The organism is Streptomyces sp. NPDC006012, assembly GCF_042871185.1.
In the GTDB taxonomy this organism is placed as follows: domain Bacteria; phylum Actinomycetota; class Actinomycetes; order Streptomycetales; family Streptomycetaceae; genus Streptomyces.
Genome location: NZ_JBIAIE010000009.1, coordinates 85,604 through 98,869, shown reverse-complemented (window position 1 = coordinate 98,869; position 13,266 = coordinate 85,604). Strand labels below are relative to the sequence as shown.

Genomic DNA, 13,266 nt, shown 5'->3' with positions numbered 1-13,266 from the left:
CGGACGGTCCGGGGGGGACAGGGTCGAATTCTATGCCGGGGCACTGACACCCGGCGGGCTGCCCCGCGTACCTTCGTGCAGTGAGCACGGGCACTCTGCCACCCCGCCGCACGTTGGCCGGCAGGGGAGGATCCGCCCCCAATGTCACGCACCATCCGCACCAGGAGGCACCCAGCGATGTCGGTCCCCCAGCTCAACGACGAGCAGCGCGGCGAGGAGATCCTCGCCGTTTTCGACACCGCCTTCGGCGAGCTGCTGGCCGCCGACCCAGCCGCGTTCCGCGTGAAGTTCCGCAAGATGGCGGCCTCGGCGTTCGCGTTCTACCGGGGCACGGCGTGCCTCTTCTACCACGACCTCGACGCCGGTCACGCCGGTCACGCCGGCCAGGCCGCAAGGGGTGACGGGCGGATACTGAGCGGCCCCTACCTGGACGAGCGCACCGCGCGCGTGTGGATCCACGGCGACCTGCACGCGGAGAACTTCGGCACCTACATGGACTCCAACGGCCGGCTGGTCTTCAACGTCAACGACTTCGACGAGGCGTACGTCGGCCCCTTCACCTGGGACCTGCAGCGCTTCTCCGCCTCCGTCGCGCTCGTCGGGTACGCGAAGGCGCTCAGCGACGCCCAGATCACCGATCTGGTCACCGTCTACGCGGCCGCCTACCGGGAGCGCATCCACGCCCTGGCCACCGGCGCCAAGCGCGACGAGGTGCCGCCGTTCACGCTGGACACCGCGCGGGGCCCGCTGCTCGACGCGCTGCGTGACGCCCGCTCGCTGACCCGCTTCGGGCTGCTGGACTCCATGAGCGAGATCCGTGACTTCGAGCGCCGCTTCGCGCCTGGCGGCGGCTCCATCGAGCTGGACGCGGCCACCCGCTACAAGGTGCTCGCCGCGTTCGACGGCTACCTGGAGACGCTGCCGGAGTCGTCGCTGGAGCGCCCGGACTCCTACCGGGTGAAGGACGTCGTCGGGCGGCGCGGCATCGGCATCGGCTCGGCCGGTCTGCCGTCGTACAACATCCTCCTGGAGGGCAACAGCGACGCCTTGGAGAACGACGTGGTGATCTACGTCAAGCAGGCCCAGACCCCGGCCGTCTCCCGGCATGTCACCGACCCGGCGATCCGTGACTACTTCCAGCACGAGGGCCACCGCACGGTCATCTCCCAGCGCGCCCTGCAGGCGCACGCCGACCCGTGGCTGGGCTGGACCGAACTGGACGGCGCGGGCCAGCTGGTCGCCGAGATCTCGCCGTACGCCGTGGACCTGGACTGGGGCGACATCGACGACCTGGACGAGATCGCGGCCGTCGTCGCCGACCTGGGCCGGGCCACCGCGACGATGCACGCCGCGGCGGACGACACCTCGGGCGAGTCCCTGGTGCCGTTCTCCACGGAGCGGGCCATCGACGCGGCCATCGCGGCCGACGAGGAGGGCTTCGCGGCCCTGCTGACGGATTTCGCCCACCGTTACGGCGCACGCGCGCGTGCGGACCACCAGATCTTCGTCGACCTGTTCCGCAACGGACGGATCCCGGGGCTGTAACCAGCAGGACTCACAGTCACCCTTTAGGGGTCCTTTACCTGGGGACGTGACAGACTCTCCTCCGCTATGGACATATCCGGGACCCAGCTCAGAGCCGTGCGCGCGGCGCTGTTCACGGCCTTCGTCGTGACGCTCAGCACCGCGTCGCACGTGCTGCTGTCCCGGGCCCCGCTGCCGATGGGGACCGTGGCCGCGGTCGCCGCGGGCATCTTCGTCACCGCGTACACGCTGGCGGGCCGCGAGCGCGGTTTCGGCCGTATCGCGGCCCTGCTGATCCCGCTGGAGCTGACCGCCGACACGGTGTTCACCACCGGTCAGCACGCCTGCTACGGCCGGGCGGGCGGCCCGGTCGCCGGCCCGCTGCGCGCGGTCGGCCTCGACGTGCTGTGCCAGGGCGGCGCCGTGGGCGCCCCGCTGGCCCAGGTGACCGGCGGCCCCGGCAGCGCCTCCGCACTCCTCGCGCACGCCGACCCGGCCGCCGCCTGGCTGCTGCTCGCCGCGCACGTCGGCGTCGGGCTGCTGGCGGCCGTCTGGCTGCGGCGCGGCGAGCGGGCGCTCGTCCAGCTGCTGTGTGCGGTCGCCGCCACCACGTTCCGGCCGCTGCTGCTGGCGGTGGCAGTGGGGGCGGTGGCCGTGCGGCTCGCCCCGGCACGCCGGCTGCCGCGCCCCGCGCCGCGCACGGCCGCCGCCCGTGACCGGCTCCTCGTGCACTCCCTGGGACGGCGTGGACCACCGTGCTCGCACTCCCCGGCCGCTCCGGCTTCCCCGGGGTCCCTGGCCTTCGCCTGAGCGAGGGCACCGGCCCGGTGAGGCGGGCACGGCCGAGCACCACAAGTCCCCCATACGTATTCCGCGCACCCCAGGTGCGCGTCCCACAGGAGATCACCAGCATGAGCAAGCGGAACGCCCAGGCGGCGAAGACGGCGGCCCGGGAGCGGCTGCGCGAGGAGCGCGAGCGGCAGGCCAAGCGCGCCAAGGTCAGGCGGCAGGTCATCGTGGCCTGCTCGGTGGTGGCCGTGCTGGCCGCCGCCGGCGGCATAGGCTACGCCGTCGTCCAGGCAGGCAAGCCCAGCTACTGGGAGTCCGAGAAGGACGCCAAGGTCGTCACGCCGGCCAACGCCTCCGGCCCCGACGGCACCACCGTGACCATCGGCAAGAGCAACGCGACGAAGACCCTCAAGGTCTACGAGGACCCGCGCTGCCCGGTCTGCGCGCAGTTCGAGCAGACCGTCGGCTCGACCGTGAAGAAGGACGTCGACGAAGGCAAGTACAAGATCCAGTACATCGGTGGCACCTTCATCGACGGCGACTCGCTGGGCAAGGGCAAGATCGGCAGCAACGGCGAGGGCTCCAAGAAGGCACTGAGCGCCCTGGGCGCCGCGCTGAACGTCAGCCCGGAGGCGTTCAGCGACTACAAGACCGCCCTGTACTCGAAGAAGTGGCACCCGCAGGAGACGGACGACAAGTTCAAGAAGGACAGCTATCTGATCGAGGTCGCCGACACCGTCCCCGCCCTGAAGGGCAACGCCAAGTTCCAGAACGCGGTGAAGAACGGCACCTACGACGCCTGGGCGGTGGCGATGTCGAAGGGCTTCGACACCAACAAGGACGGCGTGACCGGCACCCCGAGCTTCGTCATGGACGGCAAGATGCTCACCTCCGACGGCCAGGGCAACCCGCCGATGACGGTGGCCGACTTCAACCGTGTGGTGGACGAGGCCCTCAAGGGCTGACGAACCGGACGGAGCCGGCCCCCGGATGAAGGGCGGGCGAAATTTCCACGTTCGCCCGCCCTCACCCGTACCCATTAGTAACCTGATGGGTCGTGACCACACCCCACAGAGCAAGCGAGGATCCCAACTCCCCCTCACCACGCCGCCGTACGGTCGTCAAGGCTGCCGCGGTCACCGCAGGTGCCGCCATGGCCGCCGCTCCGCTCGCCGCCGCGCTGCCCGCCCGCGCCGCCGAGCAACTCCCCGCCTTCCTGCACGGCGTCGCCTCCGGCGACCCGCTGCCCGACGGCATCCTGCTGTGGACCCGGGTGACCCCGACCGCCGCCGCCACTCCCGGCTCGGGCACTGGCCCGGACGCCGAGGTCCGCTGGGTCGTCGCCCGGGACAAGGCGCTGACGGACGTGGTCGCCACGGGCACGACCACCGCGTCCACCGCCTCCGACCACACCGTCAAGGCCGACATCCGCGGCCTGCGGCCGGCCACCGACTACTGGTTCCGCTTCTCGGCCGGCGGCACCGACTCCCCGGTGGGCCGCGCCCGCACCGCCCCCGCGGCGGACGCGGCCGTGCCAGGCCTGCGCTTCGGCGTGGTCTCCTGCGCCAACTGGGAGGCCGGTCACTTCGCCGCGTACCGGCACCTGGCCGCCCGCGGCGACCTGGACGCCTGGCTGCACCTCGGCGACTACATCTACGAGTACGGGTCGGGCGCGTACGGGACCCGCGACAGCATCGTCCGCCCGCACACGCCCACGCACGAGATCCTCACCCTCGCCGACTACCGCGCCCGGCACGGCGCCTACAAGACCGACCCCGATCTGCGGGCCCTGCACCAAAGCGCGCCGGTCATCGCGATCTGGGACGACCACGAGTTCGCCAACGACACCTGGTCGGGCGGCGCCGAGAACCACACCGAGGGCGCCGAGGGCACCTGGAGCGCCCGCCAGGCGGCCGCGCGGCAGGCGTACTTCGAGTGGATGCCGGTGCGTACGGCCGTCTCCGGCACCACCTACCGGCGGCTGCGCTTCGGCCGGCTCGCCGACCTGTCCCTGCTGGATCTGCGCTCCTTCCGTTCGCAGCAGGTGTCCACGGGCAGCGGTTCCGTGGACGATCCGGACCGGACCATCACCGGCCGAGCCCAGCTCGACTGGCTGAAGACCGGGCTGGCGGCCTCCGACACCACCTGGCGGCTGATCGGCAACTCGGTGATGATCTCGCCGTTCGCCATCGGCTCCCTCACCGCCGACCTGCTGAAGCCGCTGGCCAAGCTGCTCGGGCTGCCCCAGGAGGGGCTCGCCCTCAACACCGACCAGTGGGACGGCTACACCGACGACCGCCGCGAACTCCTCACCCATCTGCGCTCGCACGCGATCCGCAACACGGTCTTCCTCACCGGCGACATCCACATGGCGTGGGCCAACGACGTGCCGGTGGACGCCGGCACCTACCCGCTGTCGCCGTCGGCCGCCACCGAGTTCGTGGTCACCTCGGTCACCTCCGACAACCTCGACGACTTCGTGAAGGTCCCCGAGGGCACCGTCTCCGCACTCGCCTCGCCGGTCATCCGCGCAGCCAACCGGCACGTCCACTGGGTCGACACCGACTCCCACGGCTACGGCGTGCTGGACATCACCGCCGACCGCGCGCAGATGGACTACTACGTGCTGTCCGACCGCACCAGCCCGGACGCGACCACGTCCTGGGCGCGTTCCTATCGCACCCGCAGCGGCACCCAGAAGGTCGAACGCACCTACGACCCGGTGTAGCCGCGCACTACAGGGTGTCGAGGAAGCCGAGCGCCACCCGCCAGGTGGCCTCGGCGGCCTCCTCGTCGTAGTCCGGCAGACCGGGGTCGGTGTAGAGATGGCCGGCCCCGGCATACCGGTACACCTCGATGTCCGCTCCCGCTCTGCCCATCTGCAGGTACCAGGCGCTCAGCCAGTCGTCCGTCTCGAACGGGTCCGGTTCGGCGACGTGCAACTGGACCGGCAGGCCGTCCACCGAGACGCCCGGCGCGATGTCCGACGTGCCGTGCAGGAGCAGCAGCCCGCGCGCCTTCTCGTCGCCGAGCGCCAGGGTCTGCGCGACGGAGGCCCCGAGCGAGAACCCGGCGTACACCAGCCCGCGCTCCGAGTAGGGCGCCGCCGCCAGCACGGCCCGTTTCAGCAGCTCGTCCTTGCCGATCTCCTCCTTGCGGGCCATGCCCTCCTCGACCGTCTCGAAGGTGCTCCCGCCGAACAGGTCCGGTGTCCACACCTCGTGCCCGGCGTCCCGCAACCGGTCGGCCGCGGCGCGCACCGCGGGTCTGAGGCCGTAGGCCGAGTGAAAGAGCATGATGTTCATGGCGCCATCGTGCCAGCCGGATACGGCAGTGCCGTGCGACCGGATCCGTTCCGGCGTCGATCCCGCGGGTTCACGGCGGCCGGTGCCGGTTACCTTCTCAGACATGGAAAACGTGCTCCGTCCCCTGATCGTGGTCGGTGGATGTGTCGTTCTGACCCTGCTCATCGGCTGGGTCACTGATCTCCTGCTGCGCAAGGCCGACGAGCAGCACAGCGACACGCCGCTGTGGGGCCTGCTGCGGCGCGGCCGGATCCCGTACCAACTGGTGCTGTGCGCCGCCCTGCTCAGAGGCTCCTACGAGCAGGCGCGGCTGCTGCCGGAGTACCGGGTCGCGGTCGGCCGCACGCTGACCCTGGTGCTGATCGGATCGGCGGCCTGGCTGGTGGTGCGGATCGCGGCGGCGATCGTCGAGACCTCCTACTCCCGTTACGCCCGCGTCCACCGCGATCCGGCCCGGGTCCGCCGGGTCCGTACGCAGGTGTCGCTGATCATGCGGGTGGTGGCGGCCGTGGTCGGCGTGATGGCCGTGGCGGCGATGCTGCTGACGTTCCCGGCGATGCGCGCGGCCGGCGCCTCGCTGCTGGCCTCGGCCGGCATCCTCGGCATCGTCGCCGGTGTCGCCGCCCAGTCCACGCTGGCCAATCTGTTCGCGGGGCTGCAGATCGCCTTCGGGGACATGGTGCGGCTGGGCGACGTGGTGGTCGTGGACGGCGAGTGGGGCACCGTCGAGGAGATCACGCTGACTTTCCTCACCGTACGGACCTGGGACGAACGCCGGATCACCATGCCCGTGTCGTACTTCACCTCCAAACCGTTCGAGAACTGGTCGCGCGGCACTCCGCAGATGAGCGGCACCGTCTTCTGGCACCTCGACCCCTCGGCGCCCCTGGAGGCGATGCGGGAGAAGCTGCGCGACATCCTGAGCGAGTGCCCGGCCTGGGACGGCCGCTCCGGCGGCATCGCGGTCACCGACGCGACGCCGAACACCATCGAGGTCCGTGCCCTGGTGACCGCCAAGGACGCGGATGACATCTGGACGGTCCGGGTCACCGTGCGCGAGCAGATGATCCGGTGGCTGTGCGCGGAACACCCGTACGCGCTGCCCCGGGTGAACACGGCGGACGCCGTGCCGCCGCCGGGCGGCATCCCCGCCCAGGACGGCCCGGCCGCATGACGCGCGCACGAACCCCCGAGGACCGGCCGCGGGTGACGGCGCCGGCCGGTGGCCGCCCCCGCTCGTTCAGTGGCCGCGTTCCGCACCTCCGTTGACCTGGATGATCTGCGACGTGATGTGCCCGGCACCGGGCGAGGCCAGCCAGTGCAGGGTGGCGGCGATGTCCCCCGGTGTGCCGGAGCGGCCGGTGGACGTCTCGGCGATCAGCTGTTCCCGCCGTTCCTCCCCGATCGCGTCCCCGAAGAACTCGGTGTCCTCCACATAGCCGGGCGCGACCACGTTCACGGTGATGCCGCGCGGGCCCAACCGCCGGGCCAGGTCGTGGGCGTAGGGGTGCAGGGCGGCCTTGGCCGCGGCGTACGCCCCCGTGCCCGACCCGCGGTAGGCGGCTATGGAGCTGAGGAACAGCACCCGCCCGCCCGGTTCGGCGAGCCGTTCTGCGAGCGCCTCGGTGAGGAGCACGGCGCTCAGGGTGTTGATCCGGAAGTTGACGGACCAGAGGTGTGCGACGGCGTGAAGGGGATCGCCGGCCGGTTCCTCCGGTTCGCGCAGGCCGTTGCCGCCCGCACTGTGCACGAGCACGTCCACGGTGCCGAACTCCTCGGCGACGAACCGCGCCACACTGCGTACGCCCGCCGGGTCGGCGAGGTCGACGGCGTACGTCAGCGCCCCCGGTACGCCCGCCTCCTCCAGCACCCCGGCGCGTCGCCCGAGCAGCAGCACCCGGTCACCGTCCGCCGCGAAGACCCGGGCCGCCGCGAGCCCGATCCCCGTACCACCGCCACTGATCACAATGTTGCGAGTCATGATCCGAGCGTACGAGCGGGACGCCGCCCGGGCCTCCGGACATCCACAGCCACCGTGTGTTCATATGACCGGACCGCCCTGGGCACTCGACCCGGTCGACGCAAGCTGACCAGGCCGCCATGGTTCTACCGGGTGGCTCAAGGCGGGCGCGACCCCATCAGAGCACCGCCCGGCCCTCGTCAGAGCACCGCCCGGCCCCCGTCAGCGCAGGCTGCGCACGTCCAGGTTGCGGAGCACCCGGTCCACGATCTCCGGATCCGCCCCCGGCTCGCTCCGCGCCGCCAGCACCTCGTGCCGTGCCGCGCTGAGCATCTCCGCGTAGATCCGCCGCAGCCGCCGCACCCGCCGCACCCGCTTCTCGTGCGCCTCCCGGCGCTCTCCCTCGCCGATGTCCGGACTGATCCGCACACCGATCTCGAAGGCCCGCCGCAGCAACTGCTCGGCCTGCTCGTCCGGCAGTTCCTCGACCTCTTCGATCTCCTGCAGCCTCCGCTTCGCTGCCCGGGCCGCCCGCACCGCCAGGCGCTTCTCGAACTCCTTCTCCCCCTGGGTGTCGGACCGCACCCCGAGCCGCTTCACCAGCCACGGCAGGGTCAGCCCCTGGAGCACCAGCGTCGCCAGGATCACCCCGAACGCGACGAACACGATCTCGTTCCGGTCGGGGAACGGCGAGCCGTCCGCTGTGGTCAGCGGAATGGCCAGGGCCAGCGCCACCGAGGCCACCCCGCGCATCCCCGACCACCACATGACGACGGTCTCCCGCAGAGAGGTCGGGATCTCCTCATCGTAGTTCCGTTTCGCATGCATCCGCTGGGTGAGCCAGGTGGCGGGCACCAGCCACAACAGCCGCACGACCACCACGACGCCGACCACGGCGGCGGCCCAGCCGAGCAGTTCGGGCCAGCGACCGGACGCGGTACGGATCGCGTTGTGCAGTTCGAGCCCGATCAGTCCGAACGCCACCCCGGTGACGAGCGTGTCGACGATGTCCCAGAAGGCGTGCCCGGTGAGCCGGGTCATCACGTCGTCGGCATCGGCGGCGTACTCGGAGATGAACAGCGCGGTGGTGAGCACGGCCAGCACGCCGGAGCCGTGCAGCTTCTCCGCGAGTACGTACGACACGTACGGCACGAGCAGGGTCAGTCCGATCTGCAGGGTCGCGTCCCCGAGGACGTCCATCAGCTTGTTCGCGCCCCAGCCCAGGGCGAGACCCACGACGACGGCGACGACGGCCGACAGCACGAGGTCGAGCCCGGCCCGCCAGGGCGAGAAGGTGCCGCTGACCACTGCGGCGATCGCCACGTGGTACAGGACGATGGCGGTGACGTCGTTGAACAGCCCCTCGCCCTCCAGGATCGACACCAGTCGGCGCGGCAGCCCCAGTTGTCCGGCGACGGCGGTGGCGGCGACCGGGTCGGGCGGGGCGACCAGCGCGCCCAGCGCCACCGCGGCGGCGATCGGCAGGCCGGGCACGATCGCGTTGGCGACGAACGCCACGGAGACGGTGGTGACGAACACCAGGGCCACGGCCAGCAGGAAGATCGGCCGCTTGTTGGCCGCGAACTGCCGCCAGGACGTCCGCCGCACCGCCGCGTACAGCAGCGGTGGCAGCAGGGCGGGCAGGATCAGCTCGGGCGGGATGCTCACGTTCGGGACGAAGTCGAGCAGCGCGAGGACGACCCCGAGCAGGGTCACCAGGATCGGCGCGGGCAACCCGAGCCGGTCCCCGAGGGGGACACTGACCAGAGCCCCGAGCAGCAGAACGAACAACAGGGCCAACTGATCCAAGGCCGGCGCTCCGGGAGTCGACGATCACACGACGGTGCTCAGCCTGCCACGTCCCCCCTCGCACCCGTCCGCTGGACGCCCCGGCTACAGGACGCGCCGCATCCCCTGGTGCGCGATGCCCGCCTCCTGGTACTCCGGCCCGTACGGCACATAGCCCAGCCGCTCGTAGAAACCCAGGGCGTGCGTCTGGGCGTGCAGGTCCACCGCCGCCAGGCCACGCGCGCGTGCGGCTTCCTCGATGGCCCGCAGCAGGGCGACGCCGATGCCGAGCCCGCGCGCCTCCCGCCGGACGGCGAGCCGCCCCAGCGAACCGAGGGAGAGGTCCCCGCCGGTCTTCCCGGCTGCCTGAGCGCCGTAAAGCAGCCGGCCGGTACCGAGCGGCACCCCGTCCGCGCGGACCGCCAGCACGTGCACGGCGACGGCGTCGTACGCGTCGTACTCGATGTCCTGCGGGACGCCCTGTTCGGCGACGAAGACCTCCTTGCGCACCGCGAAACAGGCTTCCAGGTCCGCGGCGTCCTCGGCCGTGCGCACCTCGTGGTCCGCACTCACGCGTACGTATCCTCGCGGACCCGGTCCAGCGCTTGTTGCAGGTCGTCGGGGTAGTCGCTGGCGAACTCGGCCCAGTTGCCGTCCCCGGGGTGCTCGAAGCCGAGACGCACGGCGTGCAGCCACTGGCGGCCGAGGCCCAGCCGCTTGGCGAGCGTGGGGTCGGCGCCGTAGGTCAGGTCACCGACGCAGGGATGGCGATGGGCCGCCATGTGGACGCGGATCTGGTGGGTGCGGCCGGTCTCCAGCTTCACGTCGAGCAGGGAGGCCGCGCGGAACGCCTCGATGAGGTCGTAGTGCGTGACGGAGGGCTTTCCCTCGGCGGTGACCGCCCACTTGTAGTCGTGGCTGGGGTGGCGGCCGATGGGGGCGTCGATGGTGCCGCTCGTCGGGTCCGGGTGGCCCTGGACCAGTGTGTGGTACCGCTTGTCGACCGTGCGCTCCTTGAACTGGCGCTTGAGCGACGTGTACGCGTACTCGGACTTGGCGACCACCATCAGGCCCGAGGTGCCGACGTCGAGGCGGTGCACGATGCCCTGGCGCTCGGCCGCGCCCGAGGTGGAGATCCGGTAGCCGGCGGCGGCGAGACCGCCGATGACCGTCGGCCCGCTCCAGCCCGGCGACGGGTGGGCGGCGACACCGACGGGCTTGACGATCACGACGACGTCCTCGTCGTCGTGCACGATCTCCATGCCCTCGACCGGCTCGGCGGCCACCTGCACCGGGGCGGGCGCCTGCGGCATCTCGACCTCCAGCCAGGCCCCGCCGCGCACCCGCTCGGACTTGCCGACCACCGCGCCGTCGACCTGTACCTTGCCCGCCGCGGCCAGCTCGGCCGCCTTGGTGCGGGAGAAGCCGAACATGCGGGAGATGGCGGCGTCGACGCGCTCGCCCTCCAGGCCGTCGGGCACGGGCAGGGTACGGATCTCGGGAATCGTGCTCACGCGTCGAGTATGCCGGACGGGTCCGACAGCCTCGTACGAGATCCGCGGACCCGTGCGGCCGGGGACCCGGAGTCCGCCGCCCGGGCCGGTGCGGTCAGTCCCGGTGGACGGTGCCGTCGGGGTCGAGGCCGCGGAAGGACAGCAGCACGATCAGGATGCCGCCGCAGACGATCGCCGAGTCCGCCAGGTTGAACACCGCGAAGCCCTTGGGCGCGATGAAGTCGACGACCTCGCCCTTGAAGACCCCCGGAGAGCGGAAGATCCGGTCGGTGAGGTTGCCGAACGCGCCGCCGAGCAGCAGGCCGAGCGCGATCGCCCACGGCAGGCTGTAGAGCTTGCGGGCCAGGCGGACGATCACCACGACGACGCTCGCCGCGATCACGGTGAAGATGATCGTGAATGCCTGCCCGATGCCGAAGGCGGCGCCGGCGTTGCGGATCGCGTTGAACTCCAGCCAGTCCCCGATGACCTCGATCGGCGGGTGGTGCTCCAGCTTCGCGACCACGATCATCTTGCTGACCAGGTCGAGGGCATACGCGAGGACGGCCACCGCGAAAAGCACGGCGAGCCTGCGGCGGCTGCGGGGCGGCTCGGCGGGGATCTCCTGTTCGTCCGCTCCGGCCTTCAGCTCGCCGCTGTCGTCCGGGGTGTCCGGCATACCGATGATGCGCTCCGCCTCTGCCACGTGAGTCCCTCAGCCTAGGTACCTGACGGGGACGAGACTACGGCACACCGCCGACGCGCCGTGCTCTCAGTAGCGGCGTTCTTGTTTCTGTTTGCACTCGACGCACAGAGTGGCCCGCGGGAAGGCCTGCATCCGGGCCTTTCCGATGGGATCGCCGCAGTTCTCGCACAGTCCGTAGGTGCCCGCGTCGAGCCGTTGCAGGGCGCGTTCGGTCTGGATGAGCATCTCGCGCGCGTTGGCGGCCAGCGCCATCTCGTGCTCGCGCGTGATGTTCTTGGTCCCGGTGTCCGCCTGGTCGTCGCCCGCGCCGTCCCCGGAGTCGCGCATCAGGCCCACGAGAGATGCCTCCGAGGAGCTGATCTCGTTGCGCAGCCGCTCGTCCTCGGACAGCAGTTCCGCGCGGGCCGCCTCGACCTCCTCGGGCGTCCAGGGGGCCTCGCCCGGGCGGACCGCGAGCTCGCCGGGTTCCGCCACCGCGGCCACCCGCGCCTTGGGGACGGCGGTCTTGGCCGCCGTGGCCGTGCCAGGAGTCTTCTTCGCAACCACCGTCGTGGCTCCCGTCTGCTTCGCGGCCTGCGCCGCGCCCGCTTTCTTGGCCATGCTCTTCTTGCCCGTGCCCTTGGCGGTGGCCTTCGCGGTGCCGCCCTCCCCGGCCGCCGTCCGCCCGGCGGCCGCGCCCTTGGCCGCCGCCTTCCGGCCGGCCTCCTTCTGAGCGACCGCGTCCTTCTGGGTGACCGCGTCCTTCTGGGGCGTTCTCTTCGATGCCGCTTTCTTGCCGACCGCGGTCTTCCTGGCAGTCTTCCCGGGGGCCGTGTCCTTCACGGATTCCTCCTCGGGGGCGGCCGCCGACCCGGCAGCCGACGGCTCCTCGGCGACCGCCTTCCGGCCGGCCGCCGCTCTCTTGCCGGCCGCCTTCTTGGCGGCCGTCTCCTTCACGGCGGCCTTCTTCCCGGCCGCCTCCCCAAGGACGGCCTTCTCGGCGGTGGCGTTCTCGGTGGGGGCCTGCGCGTGCGCGGCGGCCGGGTGCGCGGCAGCAGCCTTCTTGGCGGCGGTCTTCGGAGCGGCCGTCTTCGGGGCTGTCGTCTTCGGGGCTGTCGTCTTCTTGGAGAGGGCCTTCCCGGCCGGCCGCTGCCGCGCGGGGGCCTTCCGCGAAGGTGCCGTAGCCTCCACGGTCTCCTCGGCCGGACCCGTCACGGCCAGCACGTCGGCCGGCTTCTTCTTCACGGACGCCCGACCAGGCGCCGACGTCTTCTTCGCGGCCCGCCCCTGTGCGCCCTTCTTGCTCCGCGTGCCCTTCGCCGGGCCGCCGGACGCAGCCCCGGCGGCGGCCCGGGCCCTGCCCGATGTCGACTGCCGTACGGCGCTCTTTTTCGCCACCATGGCCGCGGCCCCTTCACATATTGTGACCTTGCTCGCGAATCGTGCTGGGACGATAAATCGACTTGAGTCCCGCGGCAACGGGGCACGCCGCCCGATCCGCCCGCCCCGCGACCCCTGCGCAGCGAGCCTTCATGCGTTGTGCCCAGCTCTCCGCCGGGTAATCCGCCGAGCCGGGCATCCCAGGATACGAACACCCGTACCTCTCCATTCGGGTCATCTCACCACTAGCCGGGGCCCTCCGCCACCGGTGGCGGGGGCCGGGCCGGAAATCGGTCGGCCGCTGTCCCCGGAGCGCCGTACACTGGGCGGAGCGAAAAGCAT

The 13,266-nt window shown here is 71.6% G+C and carries 12 protein-coding genes; 5 read left to right on the top strand and 7 right to left on the bottom strand.

The window, feature by feature from the left end; genetic code table 11:
* Positions 1-177: 177 nt before the first annotated feature.
* The 4 genes from ACFYPJ_RS18530 (at position 178) to ACFYPJ_RS18515 (ending at position 5,041) form a co-directional block, all read left to right on the top strand.
* A complete protein-coding gene (locus ACFYPJ_RS18530) occupies positions 178-1,545 on the top strand; it encodes a DUF2252 domain-containing protein (RefSeq protein WP_389017837.1) in 1,368 nt (455 codons plus the stop codon).
* Between the two features lie 66 nt (positions 1,546-1,611).
* Positions 1,612-2,334, top strand: a complete 723-nt coding sequence (locus ACFYPJ_RS18525) for a hypothetical protein (protein ID WP_389017834.1) — start codon at positions 1,612-1,614, stop codon at positions 2,332-2,334.
* A 101-nt stretch (positions 2,335-2,435) separates the two neighbouring features.
* Positions 2,436-3,278: a thioredoxin domain-containing protein gene (locus ACFYPJ_RS18520; RefSeq protein ID WP_389017831.1), complete on the top strand. Its 843-nt coding sequence runs from the start codon at positions 2,436-2,438 to the stop codon at positions 3,276-3,278.
* A gap of 92 nt (positions 3,279-3,370) precedes the next feature.
* On the top strand, positions 3,371-5,041 hold the full coding sequence (locus tag ACFYPJ_RS18515; protein WP_389017828.1) for an alkaline phosphatase D family protein: 1,671 nt from the start codon (positions 3,371-3,373) through the stop codon (positions 5,039-5,041).
* 7 nt (positions 5,042-5,048) lie between these two features.
* On the opposite strand, the gene ACFYPJ_RS18510 is transcribed toward ACFYPJ_RS18515, so the two are convergent.
* On the bottom strand, positions 5,049-5,618 hold the full coding sequence (locus tag ACFYPJ_RS18510) for a dienelactone hydrolase family protein (RefSeq protein ID WP_389017825.1): 570 nt from the start codon (positions 5,616-5,618) through the stop codon (positions 5,049-5,051).
* A 103-nt stretch (positions 5,619-5,721) separates the two neighbouring features.
* On the opposite strand from ACFYPJ_RS18510, the gene ACFYPJ_RS18505 reads away from it, so the two are divergent.
* Complete coding sequence (locus tag ACFYPJ_RS18505) at positions 5,722-6,792, top strand: mechanosensitive ion channel family protein (RefSeq protein ID WP_389017822.1); 1,071 nt, start codon at positions 5,722-5,724, stop codon at positions 6,790-6,792.
* A 66-nt stretch (positions 6,793-6,858) separates the two neighbouring features.
* Here the strand turns inward: ACFYPJ_RS18505 and ACFYPJ_RS18500 are convergent, their stop codons facing one another.
* The 6 genes from ACFYPJ_RS18500 to ACFYPJ_RS18475 form a co-directional block, all read right to left on the bottom strand.
* The gene (locus ACFYPJ_RS18500) at positions 6,859-7,599 is read right to left on the bottom strand and encodes an SDR family NAD(P)-dependent oxidoreductase (RefSeq protein ID WP_389017819.1); all 741 of its coding nucleotides are present in this window, start codon (positions 7,597-7,599) and stop codon (positions 6,859-6,861) included.
* Positions 7,600-7,800: 201 nt separating this feature from the next.
* Positions 7,801-9,387 (bottom strand): Na+/H+ antiporter, encoded by a 1,587-nt coding sequence (locus ACFYPJ_RS18495; protein ID WP_389017816.1) that lies wholly within the window; start codon positions 9,385-9,387, stop codon positions 7,801-7,803.
* 84 nt (positions 9,388-9,471) lie between these two features.
* Positions 9,472-9,939, bottom strand: coding sequence for a GNAT family N-acetyltransferase (locus tag ACFYPJ_RS18490; protein WP_389017813.1), 468 nt, complete (start codon positions 9,937-9,939; stop codon positions 9,472-9,474).
* Entirely contained in the window at positions 9,936-10,880 is a 945-nt protein-coding gene (locus tag ACFYPJ_RS18485; protein ID WP_389017810.1) for an RluA family pseudouridine synthase, read from the bottom strand. The genes ACFYPJ_RS18490 and ACFYPJ_RS18485 overlap by 4 nt, the downstream gene beginning before the upstream one ends.
* A gap of 94 nt (positions 10,881-10,974) precedes the next feature.
* A complete protein-coding gene (gene lspA, locus ACFYPJ_RS18480; RefSeq protein WP_389017807.1) occupies positions 10,975-11,565 on the bottom strand; it encodes a signal peptidase II in 591 nt (196 codons plus the stop codon).
* Positions 11,566-11,631: 66 nt separating this feature from the next.
* Positions 11,632-12,945, bottom strand: coding sequence for a TraR/DksA family transcriptional regulator (locus tag ACFYPJ_RS18475; protein WP_389017804.1), 1,314 nt, complete (start codon positions 12,943-12,945; stop codon positions 11,632-11,634).
* Between the last annotated feature and the right edge of the window lie 321 nt (positions 12,946-13,266).